The organism is Corynebacterium sp. S7 (genome assembly GCF_054401105.1).
The window spans coordinates 1,066,130-1,079,776 of record NZ_CM136760.1 but is presented as its reverse complement, the minus strand read 5'-3'; the positions used below and the strand labels follow the sequence as shown (position 1 = coordinate 1,079,776).

General features: G+C 57.5%; 10 protein-coding genes. 7 read left to right on the top strand and 3 right to left on the bottom strand.

Annotated elements, in window-relative coordinates; translation table 11 throughout:
* Positions 1-423: 423 nt before the first annotated feature.
* Complete coding sequence (locus tag ACXZ66_RS05225; RefSeq protein WP_458750833.1) at positions 424-1,977, bottom strand: multicopper oxidase domain-containing protein; 1,554 nt, start codon at positions 1,975-1,977, stop codon at positions 424-426.
* Between the two features lie 382 nt (positions 1,978-2,359).
* On the opposite strand from ACXZ66_RS05225, the gene ACXZ66_RS05220 reads away from it, so the two are divergent.
* From ACXZ66_RS05220 to ACXZ66_RS05195, 6 genes are all read left to right on the top strand, one after another.
* A complete protein-coding gene (locus ACXZ66_RS05220; protein ID WP_458750832.1) occupies positions 2,360-3,595 on the top strand; it encodes an MFS transporter in 1,236 nt (411 codons plus the stop codon).
* Between the two features lie 175 nt (positions 3,596-3,770).
* Positions 3,771-5,228: a bifunctional UDP-N-acetylglucosamine diphosphorylase/glucosamine-1-phosphate N-acetyltransferase GlmU gene (glmU, locus tag ACXZ66_RS05215; RefSeq protein ID WP_458750831.1), complete on the top strand. Its 1,458-nt coding sequence runs from the start codon at positions 3,771-3,773 to the stop codon at positions 5,226-5,228.
* Between the two features lie 11 nt (positions 5,229-5,239).
* Positions 5,240-6,217, top strand: coding sequence for a ribose-phosphate diphosphokinase (locus tag ACXZ66_RS05210; protein ID WP_458750830.1), 978 nt, complete (start codon positions 5,240-5,242; stop codon positions 6,215-6,217).
* Between the two features lie 225 nt (positions 6,218-6,442).
* Positions 6,443-7,021 carry an NADPH-dependent FMN reductase gene (locus tag ACXZ66_RS05205; protein ID WP_458750829.1) on the top strand — a complete coding sequence of 193 codons (579 nt, stop codon included), beginning with the start codon at positions 6,443-6,445 and terminating at the stop codon, positions 7,019-7,021.
* Positions 7,021-9,450: a flavocytochrome c gene (locus tag ACXZ66_RS05200; protein ID WP_458750828.1), complete on the top strand. Its 2,430-nt coding sequence runs from the start codon at positions 7,021-7,023 to the stop codon at positions 9,448-9,450. Before ACXZ66_RS05205 ends, ACXZ66_RS05200 begins: the two co-directional genes overlap by 1 nt.
* Before the next feature lie 16 nt (positions 9,451-9,466).
* Positions 9,467-10,408, top strand: a complete 942-nt coding sequence (locus tag ACXZ66_RS05195; RefSeq protein WP_458750827.1) for an FAD:protein FMN transferase — start codon at positions 9,467-9,469, stop codon at positions 10,406-10,408.
* Here ACXZ66_RS05195 and ACXZ66_RS05190 read toward each other — a convergent pair.
* Positions 10,405-11,532, bottom strand: a complete 1,128-nt coding sequence (locus ACXZ66_RS05190; protein ID WP_458750826.1) for an MFS transporter — start codon at positions 11,530-11,532, stop codon at positions 10,405-10,407. The two genes, ACXZ66_RS05195 and ACXZ66_RS05190, sit on opposite strands and share 4 nt — an antisense overlap.
* A 19-nt stretch (positions 11,533-11,551) precedes the next feature.
* Between ACXZ66_RS05190 and ACXZ66_RS05185 the strand changes: the two genes are divergently transcribed.
* Positions 11,552-12,172 (top strand): DNA alkylation repair protein, encoded by a 621-nt coding sequence (locus ACXZ66_RS05185; protein ID WP_458750825.1) that lies wholly within the window; start codon positions 11,552-11,554, stop codon positions 12,170-12,172.
* Here ACXZ66_RS05185 and ACXZ66_RS05180 read toward each other — a convergent pair.
* Positions 12,169-13,638 (bottom strand): NAD-dependent succinate-semialdehyde dehydrogenase, encoded by a 1,470-nt coding sequence (locus ACXZ66_RS05180; RefSeq protein WP_458750824.1) that lies wholly within the window; start codon positions 13,636-13,638, stop codon positions 12,169-12,171. The genes ACXZ66_RS05185 and ACXZ66_RS05180 overlap by 4 nt on opposite strands.
* Between the last annotated feature and the right edge of the window lie 9 nt (positions 13,639-13,647).

Sequence of the window (13,647 nt, the reverse complement as noted above, 5' to 3'; positions counted from 1 at the left end):
ATCCTGCTTCAGTGTTTGCGCACTGATTCTGTTCCGTTTTTATACCGCGACCTGCTGATTAGGGAAATATGGACCTTCCGGTAAGATAGGGAACGTCTTTCCCCATGGTGTAATCGGCAACACTACGGTTTTTGGTACCGTCATTCTAGGTTCGAGTCCTGGTGGGGAAGCTTTTTTCGCCCTGATTTAGCCCTGGTCTAGCCCTAGTCAACACAAAAGGTGCACTTCGCAAGATATCACCTTTAAATGACCTGGGCTTTTGTTTTTCGTCGTGCGTTAGGTACGCGCAGGGAGTCGTCGTGAAGCAAAAACCGGACCTAACGCACTGCGAAATCTAAACCCCCAGGTCATTTCAAACAAAGACTTGCAAAGTGCACCTAGTTAGGCAGGCAAAACTAAAACCCCAGCAAACCCCAGCAAACGCTAGTGCCCATGATGCTCCTGCGTCCCCGTCATCGGCTTCAGGTCCGCGCCTTGGCCTAGCGCTGTAATAACGAACTGCCCCATCATCCCCTGGTCCTCGTGGTAGAGCATGTGGCAGTGATACATATACGGCACCGTGGGATCGGGGTGGTATCCAAATTCGACGGCTAGGGTCACCGTCGCATTCGGCGGAACTGCCACGGTGTCTTTCCAACCCGAATCGAACACGTCGGTTACATCTGTGCCCGTAATAGAAAGCACCTTGAACCGGGAATCATGAATGTGGAAGTTGTGCGGCCAATCGGGGTTTTCGTTGGTCACCTTCCAGATTTCTGGGCCCTGGTGGTCTATCACGAAATCCACCCGGTTCATGTCCATGGTTTGACCGTTGATTTGATAAGTATTCAGCAAAAATTCCCGCTCAGGAGCACCGCTCAGGTCGGGCTCCTGGCTCGCGGCGGGATCCAACACAGCAGGCAGAGCCACGGTTGCTTCGGTTGATTCGGCTGGGGCAAGGATCGGCAATAGGTCGAAGGTGTCGCGGAAGCGGAAGTTCGGCGCGTACTCGTCGTCAGGCAGCCCGAAGTTGGAATCTAGACCCGCGGATCGCAAGGTGATGTCCTTGCCGGGCTCGAGATCGACCAGGATTTCTACCCGCTCGGCCGGACCAATGAGCACGGAGTCCACCTCGAGAGGTTCGGCGAAGAGCCCTTGATCGGCGGCGATGATGTGGAAGGGCCGGTCGTCGTCAAGCGCAATATTGTGAAAGCGCATCGACGACGCATTGAGGACCCGTAGCCGCAGGCGCGTGGTGCTGGCCTGAAATTGCACGTTGGCCTGGCCATTGATCAGCGGTGTGTCACCCATCAGCCCGAGGACGGGGTCGTCGGTTTCGTCGAGCTGGCCGGAATCCGTGAACTTCTGATCAGTGATAATGACCGGAATATCATCCACGCCATAGTCGCGCGGGAGGTCGAGGGAGTCGGAGACGTCGTCGTCGATAATGAACATGCCGGCCAGGCCACGATAACAATGCAGCGCCGTGCGCCCGTGCGGATGCGGGTGGTACCACAGCGTCGTGGCCGCCTGATCGATCTCCCAGCTCGGCACCCACTGCCCACCCGGTTCGATCGGCGAATGCGGGGCGCCATCGGCCCACGCCGGGATATTCATCCCGTGCCAGTGAATGGTGGTCATTTCGTCCAGGTTGTTCGTAATTGTCACCTTGCAACGATCGCTTCGCGACGAGCGCAGCGTCGGCCCCAGGTGCGCGCCATTAAAGCCCCAGGTCGCGGTAGTAATTCCTGCGAGTAATTCTGCCTCACCAGGTGCTGCAGTGAGATTAAAGATGCGCACCCCGTCGACTACCTCGCCCTCGTCGAGAGGCGGAATCGGCAGCGGGCGTGGGCTTTCGTCGAAGCCGCGTGGCTCCGCCTGGTTGCGCTGGGTGCCGCCGGGGCCCGTGCACGCCGCGAGCGCTGCGCCGGCGGTGAGGACGATCATCCCCTTGAAGAAGGTGCGTCGTGAGACTTGGTGCTGAAACATCTTCGACATTGGACCCCTTTTAATACGTGGAAAGCTGGATAAATTAACTTTCTCACCATACTACTTTTGGTTGATATTGTGGCTAAAAAGTAACTCATGCATACAAGTGCTTGGGTTGCAACGCGTACGTGCACACTAAAGTGTGCATTCCTAACCAGCGCACAGAAACCTTCCGTGTCATCATAGTCGTGGCACGAGGTCAGTTTCGGGGGGTTGAGCTCGGGCCTACTGAGAAAAATGTTGGTGCAGCCACGCGGTATTGCGCAGTATTTCGGGGAAGAATACTGCGTGGCTGCACCGGGCTAGGGATCGGGCCAGGGATCGGGCCAGGGATCGGGGTAAGCCAATCCTTATCCCTGGGCAGCCAGCTTTTCAGTTTACGATGGCACACATGAGTACTGAGCAAAAACCCTATGAGGAACACAACGCTCGCAGATTCATTTGGGCAAATGGCCTCCAAGGCTTAGGCGACCAGATCGTCGCCCCCAAAACCGTCCTTGCCTGGCTGTTCGGCGCCACAGGAGTGCCAGGTTTCTTTACTGCGATGCTGGTTCCAATCCGCGAATCGCTCTCCATGCTCCCTCAAGCCGCAATGACGCCGTGGGTCACCACCCAACCTTCGCGGAAAAAAGTCTGGATCATCGGCTCGCTGGGTCAATTTGTTTCGGCTGCGTTGATTGCTGTCGTGGCAATGTTCCTTAATGGTTGGGCGCTGGGTCTGGCAGTCGTGGTGTTGCTCGGTGTGCTCTCACTATTTCGCTCGTTGTGTTCCATTGCCTCGAAAGATGTCCAAGGACGCACGATTACAAAGGGGCGGCGTGGCCTTATTACAGGTCGGGCCACTGCCCTATCTGGTGCCATCGCTTTGGCTGTTGGTTTGGGATTGTCTTTTGTTCCAGGAGCGCTTCCCCGTTGGGCCCTCGTCGCACTGCTCGGTGGAGGCGCTTTGACGTGGGCACTTGCCGCGATTGTTTTCCAAGGTATCCACGAGCCGGAATCCGAGGTCGACCCCCAGCCGGTCAAAAAAGGCTGGTGGAAAGATACCTGGGAGCTTTTTACCGGCGATAAGGAATTCCGCAGGTTCGTTATTGTCCGTTCCCTCATGCTGGTCACAGCCTTGTCCACCACGTTTATTGTCACCCTCAGTCAGGAAATCGGCCAAGACATTACAAGCCTGGGCATCTTCATGGTGGCCTCTGGTTTGGCTTCCCTGCTCGGCGGCAGGATTTCAGGAATCCTCTCGGACATTTCCTCCAAGAACACCATGGCGCTGAGCTCCGGCGCAGCCAGCGTGGTCATCGTCTTGCTCGTGTTGTCAGCGCAGTACGCCTCGGATGCGGTCAACGCGTGGGTAATTCCGCTGGGTTACTTTCTGGTGACCTTGGCACACACCGGCGTGCGCGTAGCGCGAAAGACCTACCTTTTGGATATGGCCGAGGGCGATCTTCGGACCCGCTACACCGGTGCCGCCAACACGTTGATGGGCGTTATCTTGCTCATCGTGGGTGCCATCTCCGGTGTCATCGCGCAATTCGGCACCCAGGCAGCACTTTTGTTCCTGGCCGCCATCGGCTTTGTCGGAGTCTTTATGGCAGCCTCCATGCGCGACGTATCCGCTAAGGCCTAAACCCAACTAAGGGGCGCGCTCACATTGAGGCTAAGAATGTGCCCGTGAATGTCGCCCTCTAGCGTTATGCTGGAACTCATTCTGAGCAGACTCATGAAGCCAACACACGGCCACCATATGAGGTCGCTCGAAATGGCTTCCACCCAACCCACACAACCTGCATGAGGAGTTGCACATGTCCAAAGGTACTGACTGCGCTGTCGTCGTTTTGGCGGCAGGCGCTGGCACTCGGATGAAATCAGACAAGCAAAAAACGCTGCATGAAATTGGCGGGCGGAGCTTGCTGTCGCACTCGCTGCATGCTGCAGCAGGAATCGAGCCAGAGCACATCGTTGCAGTCGTCGGACACCAACGCGATCAGGTATCTCCCGCCGTGGACAAGGTCGCCGAGGAGCTTGGGCGCGAGGTCAAGCAGGCAGTGCAGGAAGAACAAAACGGCACTGGCCATGCCGTGCAGTGCGGTTTGGAGCCCATTGCGGGCTACTCCGGCACCGTTGTGGTGACCAACGCTGATGTGCCACTGCTGCAATCGGAGACGCTTGCCTCCCTGGTTAAGGCGCATGAGGAGAACAAGGCAGCCGTTACCGTGCTGTCACTGAAGTTGGACAACCCGACTGGCTACGGTCGCATTCTCCGCGATTCAGACGGCAACGTGCAGGAAATCGTCGAGGAGAAGGACGCCTCGAGCGAGCAAAAGTTAGTCACCGAAGTGAACTCGGGAGTCTTCGCGTTTGACGGTGCGGTGCTGGCAGATGCACTGACCCGCATCGACAAGAATAATGCCCAAGGCGAGCTCTACATCACCGACGTTTTGGGCATCGCCCGCAATGACGGCAAGGTTGTCTCGGCACATATCGCACACGACTCGCGCGAGCTCGCCGGTGTCAATGATCGTGTCCAACTCGCAGAAGCAGGTGCCGAGTTGAACCGCCGTACCGTTGAAGCTGCAATGCGTGGCGGCGCGACTGTCGTCGACCCCCGCTCCACCTTTATCGGGGTAGATGTCAAGATTGGCCGCGACGTAGTGATTCACCCCAACACCCAACTATGGGGCACAACTGAGATCTCCGATCGTGCCGAAATCGGACCCGACACCACATTGACCAATATGCGCGTCGGCGAAGGCGCTTCTGTGATTCGCACCCACGGTTCAGATTCTGAAATCGGAGCCGAAGCAACCGTCGGCCCATACACCTTCATCCGCCCGAAGACCGTCCTCGGCGAGCGCGGTAAGCTGGGCGGATTCGTCGAATCGAAGAACGCGAAGATCGGTGCCGGATCAAAGGTGCCACATTTGACCTACATCGGCGATGCCACGGTGGGCGAAAAATCCAACATTGGCGCCTCGAGCGTGTTCGTAAACTATGACGGCGTAACCAAACACCAGACCACAATCGGTTCCTATGTTCGGACGGGATCGGACACAATGTTCGTTGCCCCGGTATCAGTGGGTGATGGGGCATATACTGGCGCGGGAACTGTCGTGCTCAAGGATGTCCCTGCGGGTGCACTTGCTATTAAAGAAGGGCGCCAGCGTAATATTGAAGGTTGGGTCGAGGATAAGCGACCAGGCACTCCGGCAGCAGAAGCTGCTGCGCGTGCACGTGAAAACTCTACGAAGCAGGAAGGCTAACCCGCACCACTATGTCCGGATACTTCACTGAAGGCCATAAGAAACTCATGCTCTTTTCGGGGCGTGCCCACCCGGAGCTTGCAGAAGCTGTGGCCAAAGAGCTCGGCACCGAGCTCACTCCCACCGTCGCACGTGATTTTGCGAATGGCGAGATCTTCGTTCGCTTCGAAGAATCCGTTCGTGGTGCAGATTGCTTTGTCATGCAGTCGCACGCACAGCCACTGAACAAGTGGATCATGGAACAGCTGATCATGATTGATGCGCTCAAGCGCGGTTCCGCAAAGCGCATCACCGCAATTTTGCCTTTCTACCCTTATGCACGCCAGGACAAGAAGCACCGTGGCCGTGAGCCAATTTCTGCTCGTCTGGTTGCAGATTTGCTCTCCGCTGCAGGCGCAGACCGCATTGTTTCGGTGGACCTGCACACCGATCAGATCCAGGGCTTCTTCGATGGTCCAGTTGATCACATGCATGCGATGCCAATCCTGACTGATTACATCAAGTCTAAGTACCCATTGGACAACCTGATGGTGGTCTCCCCTGACGCGGGCCGTGTGAAAACGGCGGAGAAGTGGGCGAATGCTTTGGGCGATGCCCCAATGGCGTTCGTGCACAAGACCCGCAGCATCGACGAGGCCAATAAGGTCGTCGCAAATCGCGTTGTCGGCGATGTTGAGGGCAAGAACTGTGTGCTTCTCGACGATATGATCGACACCGGCGGCACCATCGCCGGCGCTGTGGGCGTGCTCAAGGAAGCTGGCGCGAAGTCCGTGCTCATCGCCACCACTCACGGCGTTTTCTCGGGCCCTGCCCGCGAGCGCCTGTCGCAGTGTGGCGCTGAGGAGATCATCACCACCGATACCCTGCCTCAGTCCACCGAGGGCTGGGACAACCTCACGGTGCTCTCCATCGCTCCGCTTCTGGCGAAGACGATCCACGAGATCTTCGAAAATGGTTCTGTGACCACGCTGTTTGAGGGTCAAGCTTAAGCACTTTTCGCTTATCGACGAGAAAAGCGGTTCCTGGCAAATGCGCTAGGAACCGCTTTTTGTCGTCCCCACCAATGGTGTGACTATTCACACCTCGAGAGAGTCATCCAACCTTATTTTTCGTCCCCCTCATTAATTATCTTTGTGGCAAAATTGAAATCACCTAATTTAATAATCAGATCTACCTCTTCGAGCAAGCCCTTCCTACAATCAAAGGAAAAAGGTATGGCAACCGATCTAAAATTTGTCGGGATCATAGGTAACAATTCAACGGAGTCAACGAACCGCACGCTGATGCATTACATCGCGAAGCGTTTCGGCAATCAGGCAGAAATTGAAGTCTTTGAAATTCTTGGCATTCCACCTTTCAAAGTCTCCGATGACAAAACGCCCCCGGCAGAACTCCAGCCACTCATGCAGGCCATCGAAGCCAGCGATGGCGTCATCATTGCTACCCCTGAGTACGATCACACTGTTCCAGCCGCGCTTAAAAGCGTCCTGGAATGGTTGAGCTGGACTTCCGAGGTATTGCGTTGGAAGCCAGTCATGATCTCCGGTGCATCCTATGGTCGTCTGGGCACCTCGCGTGCGCAGGACCATTTGCGTCAGATCCTCACTAGCCCCTTTATCCAGGCTCGTGTGCTTGCTCCTCAGTTCCTTCTCGGTGATTCTCTGCAGGCGTTTGATGAGAACGGCGATTTGATCAAGGAATCCGACGTAAAAGAACTGGATTCTGTATGGGCCCGGTTCATGATTTTCACCCAGCTTGTTAAATCTATCGAAGGCAAGGAAGTGGCTCAATAATGGTTAAAGTCGTTGGTATTGTCGGTTCGAACGCGGACTTTTCCTACAACCGCCTCCTGCTGCAATTCATTGAGAAGCACTTCGCCGAGGACTTCGATTTCGAAATCTGTGAGATCAAAGATCTTCCCATGTTTGATGCAAGCAACGATCTCTCCGAGACCGAGCCGATTGCTTCGCTCGCGGAGAAAATCGAGCAGGCTGATGGCGTCATCATTGCTACTCCTGAGTACAACTATTCCGTTCCTTCAGCACTGAACAGCTTCATCGAGTGGATGTCCGACAAGTTGCATCCATTTGATGGCAAGCCAGTGATGGTCGTTGGCGCGTCGGTAAGCATTCAAGGCTCCTCGCGTGCCCAGCTGCACCTGCGCCAGATCCTTGATGCCCCAGGTGTCAGTGCGACTGTCATGCCGGGCAGCGAATTCCTGCTCGGTTCCGCACATGAGGCCTTTGACGACGATGGCAATATCAAAAACGAAGATACAGTTGCATTCCTGGAATCCTGCGTGAAGCGATTCATCCGCTTCATTTCGGTGGCCAACCTTCTCAACCTGCCAGAGGAGATCGCGTTTGAGCCTGGTACCTACACCGTCAGTGCGGTTGGTTATAGCGGCAAGCTGCCCATGAAGGTGACCTTCGGCCACGACCGCATTGAGAACATCGACATCGATACCTCGGGCGAAACCCAGGGCATCGCCGATGTGGTATTTACCCGCATCCCCGAGCAGATCATCTCTGGTCAGACGCTGAACATTGACACCATCTCAGGTGCCACCTCCACCAGCCAAGGTGTCCTCGACGGCGTGGCGGATGCGGTCCGGCTGGCCGATGCGGACCCAGATATTTTGCGCAACCGTCCGAAGCCAAGCAAGGCATCCATCGTTGCCCCAATCACGCTGGAAACTGACGTGGTTGTCGTCGGTGGCGGTGGTGCTGGCCTGGCAGCTGCGGCCTCGGTCATCCAAAATGGTAAGAAGGTCATTCTGCTGGAGAAGTTCCCTGCAATCGGTGGCAATACCGTGCGTACCGGTGGCCCGATGAACTCGGCAGATCCCACCTGGCAGGAGAAGTTTGCTGCACTGCCCGGTGAAGATGTGACGCTGCGGGAGCTCGTCGATACGCCCGAATCGGAGATTGATCCGGAATACCTCGACGATTTCCGCGCTGCCCAGGCCGAAATCAAGGAATACTTCGCGAAAACCGAAGGCACCGAGCAGTATCTCTTCGACTCGCCCCTGTGGCACCGCATGCAGACCTATCTTGGTGGCAAGCGCACGGATCTGACCGGCACCCGCACCTATGGCCAGTACGATCTGGTCAAGGCGCTGACCGATAACGTGCTTGATTCGGTGCACTGGCTCGAGGAGATCGGCGTCGAGTTCGACTACGAGGAAGTGTCCATGCCGGTGGGTGCGCTGTGGCGTCGCGGTCACAAGCCTGTGGCGAATGAGGGCTACGCGTACGTTGATGCACTGTCCAAGTGGGTCGAAGCCAACGGTGGCGAGATTAAGACCGAAATGGATGTAAAGAAGCTCATCATCGAAGACGGCCAGGTCGTCGGCGTGGAAGCCATGAACGGCGACCAGCGCGTCATCGTGCGCGCGAATGCGGTTGTCCTGGCCAGCGGCGGCTTCGGCTCGAACACGAAGATGCTGCAGAAGTACAACACCTACTGGGCAGAAATCGCCGATGACACCACCACTTCCAACTCCCCTGCTCTGCAGGGCGATGGCATCAACCTGGGTCTGCAGGCCGACGCTGAGCTGGTAGACATGGGCTTTATCCAGATGCTGCCTACCTGTGACCCGAAGACCGGCGCGCTGTTTACTGGTTTGCAGGTGCCACCGGCGAACTTCGTCATGGTCAACCAGCAGGGTCGCCGCTTTGTCAATGAGTTCGGCAGCCGCGATGAGATCTCCAAGGCTGCCATTGATAATGGCACGCTCTACTACCTCATCGCCGACGACGAGATCAAGAAAACGGCGTACAACACCAACCAGGAAAAGCTGGATCACCAGGTGGAGAAGAACGACGGCACGCTCTACCGCGCCGACACCCTCGAGGAGCTCGCGGAGCAGATCGGTATCGATCCCGCCGTGCTTGTCGAGGAGATCACCAAGTACAACTCTTATGTTGATGCGGGTTCCGATCCGGAGTTCCACAAGTCCGCGTTCGATCTGAAGGTGGAGAAGGCGCCGTTTTATGCCACTTCTCGTCGTCCAGCGGTGCACCACACCATGGGTGGGCTGAAGATCAACACCAACACCGAAGTGATCAATACCGCGGGCGAGGTCATCCCGGGCCTCTACGCGGCTGGCGAGGTTTCCGGCGGCATCCACGCGGGTAACCGCCTTGGTGGCAATGCCCTGGCCGACATTTTCACCTTCGGTCGCTTCGCGGGCACTAACGCCGCGAAGCACAACAGCTAGGCAATCCAGGAGCTCGATGACGATGCAGATCGCAAGTACCCAGGTGCACATGATGGGCACCGTCATCGAGGTCCAAGTGGAGGCAGAGCACGCACAATCGCTTATCGACGAGGCCATCCGGCGACTGAGAATCTACGAGCATCGCTTCAGTGCCAACGATCCCACCTCGGAATTAGGCGAGCTCAATCGCGCCGCCGGCCTGCACCCCGTAGAGGTGCATCCCGAGCTGTTCGAGTTGATCTCACTTGGCGTGGAACACAGCCTTGCTGACAGGTCAATGCTGAATATTGCCATCGGCCCGTTGGTGCAACTGTGGCGCATCGGCTTTTCCGATGCGAATGTTCCTTCACCTGCTGCTATTCAGGCTGCCCTGAAACTCACGGATCCCTCGCTCATTGAACTCGATGCAGATTCCAGCCAGGTCTTTTTGGCGCGCAGCGGGATGAAAATCGACTTAGGCGCGGTGGCCAAGGGGTATATCGCCGACCTGATCATCGCGTATTTTCAATCACATGGTGCCCGCTCGGCCATGATTAATTTGGGTGGCAATGTGCTCACCTTTGGCCCTTCCCCGCGCCAAGCCGACGGCCGGTGGCGCATCGGGCTGCGCCATCCCAACAATCACGATAATCAGGTCATCGGTTCGGTCAGCGTGGATGCTCAATCGGTGGTGACCTCTGGGGTGTATCAGCGCCGCCTCAACCAAGACGGCCGCACGTATCACCACATTTTGGACCCCGCCACCGGCTACCCGGTGGAATCTGATGTGGTGTCGTTGACCATTGTTTCTACTCGTTCGGTCCATGGCGAGATCTGGACAAGCCGATTGTTTGGCCGACCCGCCCCGGAAATCTTGCAGGAAATCGGTGCCTTACCTGATGTAAGCGCGGTTGTAATCACCAAAGACTTAGAGCTCTACGCCTCCGGTGAGCTGCGCGAACACTTGGTGTTTAGCTAACTCGCTGATTTAGTCGTCCGCTGCCCCACGATATTGACCACGGCCATCACCAGCAAGATCACCGCTGCACCAAGAAAGCCCAGCCAGGCGTGAATGTTGTAAAGCGGCAGAATCAGAATCGGTGTCAGGGAGTTGCCGAAGAACCTAAAGGCTTGAATCGTCGAGAGCATCTGTGTGCCGCCCGGCGCGCGCAGCACCAGCATGTTCACCGACACCTGAGTGCCCTGCACGGCGAGGACCGCCACGCCCCAGAACACGGCAATCAGAATCATCCACGGCGAGACCGAGATGGCCAAGATTGCGGCCGCCGCGACAATCAAGCCACCCACCAGCACGGGGCGCGGGCCATGCCTGTCGGCTAGGCCTCCCACATAGCGAGCAAAAATGAATGCGGTGAGCCCACCAATCATCACAATCGCACCGCGCGTTACAGGGCCCGCACCAAAACGGTCGCCAATGTAGAGCGAGATAATAAAGGACATCCCGATCACGCCGGTGCCCACGGACAACAGCGTGAGCATCGCGCGCACGACCGGCCAGGTGAGCTTGAACCGGCGAGAGCCCGGTGCAGGCGGGGTGGCCGGCACATCGGGCACGCGCACAATCACAATCACAATCACCACGGCAAAAACCGCCAGGAAGACATACATCAATCGCCAGCTCACAAGCGACGTCACACCAGCTACCAAAGGCGCCGAGAACAACCCGAAGGACTGCATCGCAGCATAAGTCCCCAGCGCCTGGCCTAGCTTATCGTCGGGCGTGATCTGCTTGAGCACCTGTTGTAAAAGCGGAGCGGTAAAGGCATTACCGATCGCCGCCACGATAAACGCCACCAGAAACAGCCACCACACCGGCGTAAACACGAGCACAATTGCGGCCACAGCGATGACCATATACGCGGTCCGGATCACGGGTGCCGGACGGAGGTTTCGCACTAGGTACGAGGAAAAGAGCATCGTCACGGCAAGCGGCAGCATGTATGCCGTCATAGTCAACGATGCCAGTTCCAGCGAGATCCCAAAATCCGCGGCGAACTCCGGCAGCACCACAGACAGCGATTGCCCCGCAAAAGGCCCGAGGAAGCCACCGATCATGATGCACACATAGCGGAATTTATCCATGTGGTGATTGTATGGGTACATGCCACCAATTGAATCGGTTTACTCCGCGCTGCTCCCCCTTGCCGACCCCGAAAGGGCCACCGGCATGGAAGCATATATGCGCGATAAGTTCCCTTTCCTGGGCGTTTCCGCAGGTGTTCGTCGTAAAGCGACGCGTGAAATCGTGCACGTGCGACCCACCGACTTCGACTTCGCACGGCAGCTTTTTAGCGAAGACGAGCGCGAGTTCCACTACTGCGCGTGCGACCACGTGCGTTTTGGACACTTATCGACGAGCAACCTGCCCGCCCTGAAAGAGCTCGTGCAAACCAAGTCGTGGTGGGACACAGTGGACTCGCTGGCCAAGGCAGTGGGAGCGGCGGCAGATGCGGAATCGATGCGCGCGTGGGCCCACGATGGTGATTTCTGGGTCCGCAGGGTAGCCATTATTCACCAGTTGGGATTCAAGGGCGGCACCGACACTGAACTCTTGTGCGAGTGCATCGAGGCAAACCTTGGCTCCCAAGAATTCTTCATAAACAAGGCCATCGGCTGGGCGCTGCGGGACTTTTCGAAAACGGATCAGAGGTGGGTGGCAAATTTCATTGCCACCCACGACCTGGCTCCACTGTCGGTGCGGGAGGGTTCGAAGTACCTTTAGTTGCCCGCGTAGGGGTCCGCGACTGCGATGTATTGCACCTCGGTGTACTCCTCGATGCCTTCCGCACCACCCTCGCGGCCCATACCCGATTGCTTGACGCCGCCGAAGGGAGCCGCCGCGTTGGAGGCAATGCCGGTATTGAAGCCCATCAGGCCGTAATCAAGGTTGTCGGAGGCCCGGAAGAGCCGTGCGGAATCCTGGCTGAATACGTAGGAGGCTAGGCCGAACTCGGTGTCATTGGCCATTTCGTAGGCCTCTTCCTCGGTAGAAAACGGGTAGACCACGGCAACCGGGCCGAAGATTTCCTCGCGGAACACTCGATCCTGAGTGGTGGCACCGGTGACCACGGTGGGCTCGTAGAAGTTGCCGGGGCCCTCGACGCGCTTGCCGCCGGTGAGCACCTTGGCCCCGGCGTTGACGGCGTCGTCGACAAGTGATTCGACTCCCTCGAGCGCCTTAGGCTCGACTAGTGGGCCAACCTGGGTGTCTGGGTCGAATCCGTTTCCGATTTTCATCGAACCCATGCGTTCGGCGAGGCGGGCGGAGAAATCGTCGATAAGCGATTCGTGCACCAAAATCCTGTTTGCGGCCGTGCATGCCTCGCCGATGTTGCGCATCTTGGCCTGCAGCGCGCCGTCGACGGCGGTGTCTAGGTCCGCGTCCTCGAAGACGATGACTGGTGCGTTGCCACCTAGCTCCATTGAGGTGCGCAGGACGTTGTCGGCGGCCCCCTTGAGCAGGGTGCGGCCGACGGCGGTGGAGCCGGTGAAGGAAACCTTGCGCAGGCGCGGATCAGCAAGAAGTGGCTCAGAGATCGACGATGCGGACTTCGAGGTGACTAGGTTGAGCACGCCGTCGGGAAGCCCGGCGTCGATCATGGTCTGGGTGAAATAAAGCGCGGTGAGCGGGGTGAGTTTAGCGGGTTTGAGCACCATCGTGCACCCTGCTGCGATAGCCGGTGCGACCTTGCGCGATGCCATGGCGAGTGGGAAATTCCACGGGGTAATCAGCAGCGCGGGGCCGACTGGTTTACGCACGGTAATGATTCGCTTGCCGCCTTCCGGGGCCGGGTAGGTCTTGCCATAATTGCGCACGGCTTCCTCCGAGAACCAGCGCAAATACTCGGCTCCATAAACAACTTCGCCTTCCGCCTCGGCGTAGGGTTTGCCCATCTCCGCGGTCATCAGCGTGGCGAATTCCGCCTTCCGCTCAATAACGAGCTCATAGGCGCGGCGCAGGATTTCCGCGCGTTCCCGAGTAGAGGTGCGTGCCCATTCCTTCTGTTTTGCCGCTGCCGCGTCGAGGGCTGCGGTTGCGTCTGCGGACGTGCCTGATGCAACGGTGGCTAAGACCTCGTCGGTGGCGGGGTTTAATACCTCGAAGGTCTCCCCTGTCGAGCCGTCTTGCCAGTTCGCGCCGATCCGGAGTTGGGTAGGTACTTTGCTTAAAACTTCTTTGATGTCCATGCTTCCGGC

Excerpts from the sequence above, each read along its gene's own strand:
- ACXZ66_RS05225 (WP_458750833.1), bottom strand. The coding sequence starts at position 1,977 with ATGTCGAAGATGTTTCAGCACCAAGTCTCACGACGCACCTTCTTCAAG.
- ACXZ66_RS05220 (WP_458750832.1), top strand. The coding sequence starts at position 2,360 with ATGAGTACTGAGCAAAAACCCTATGAGGAACACAACGCTCGCAGATTC.
- glmU (WP_458750831.1), top strand. The coding sequence starts at position 3,771 with ATGTCCAAAGGTACTGACTGCGCTGTCGTCGTTTTGGCGGCAGGCGCT.
- ACXZ66_RS05210 (WP_458750830.1), top strand. The coding sequence starts at position 5,240 with ATGTCCGGATACTTCACTGAAGGCCATAAGAAACTCATGCTCTTTTCG.
- ACXZ66_RS05205 (WP_458750829.1), top strand. The coding sequence starts at position 6,443 with ATGGCAACCGATCTAAAATTTGTCGGGATCATAGGTAACAATTCAACG.
- ACXZ66_RS05200 (WP_458750828.1), top strand. The coding sequence starts at position 7,021 with ATGGTTAAAGTCGTTGGTATTGTCGGTTCGAACGCGGACTTTTCCTAC.
- ACXZ66_RS05195 (WP_458750827.1), top strand. The coding sequence starts at position 9,467 with ATGACGATGCAGATCGCAAGTACCCAGGTGCACATGATGGGCACCGTC.
- ACXZ66_RS05190 (WP_458750826.1), bottom strand. The coding sequence starts at position 11,532 with ATGGATAAATTCCGCTATGTGTGCATCATGATCGGTGGCTTCCTCGGG.
- ACXZ66_RS05185 (WP_458750825.1), top strand. The coding sequence starts at position 11,552 with ATGCCACCAATTGAATCGGTTTACTCCGCGCTGCTCCCCCTTGCCGAC.
- ACXZ66_RS05180 (WP_458750824.1), bottom strand. The coding sequence starts at position 13,638 with ATGGACATCAAAGAAGTTTTAAGCAAAGTACCTACCCAACTCCGGATC.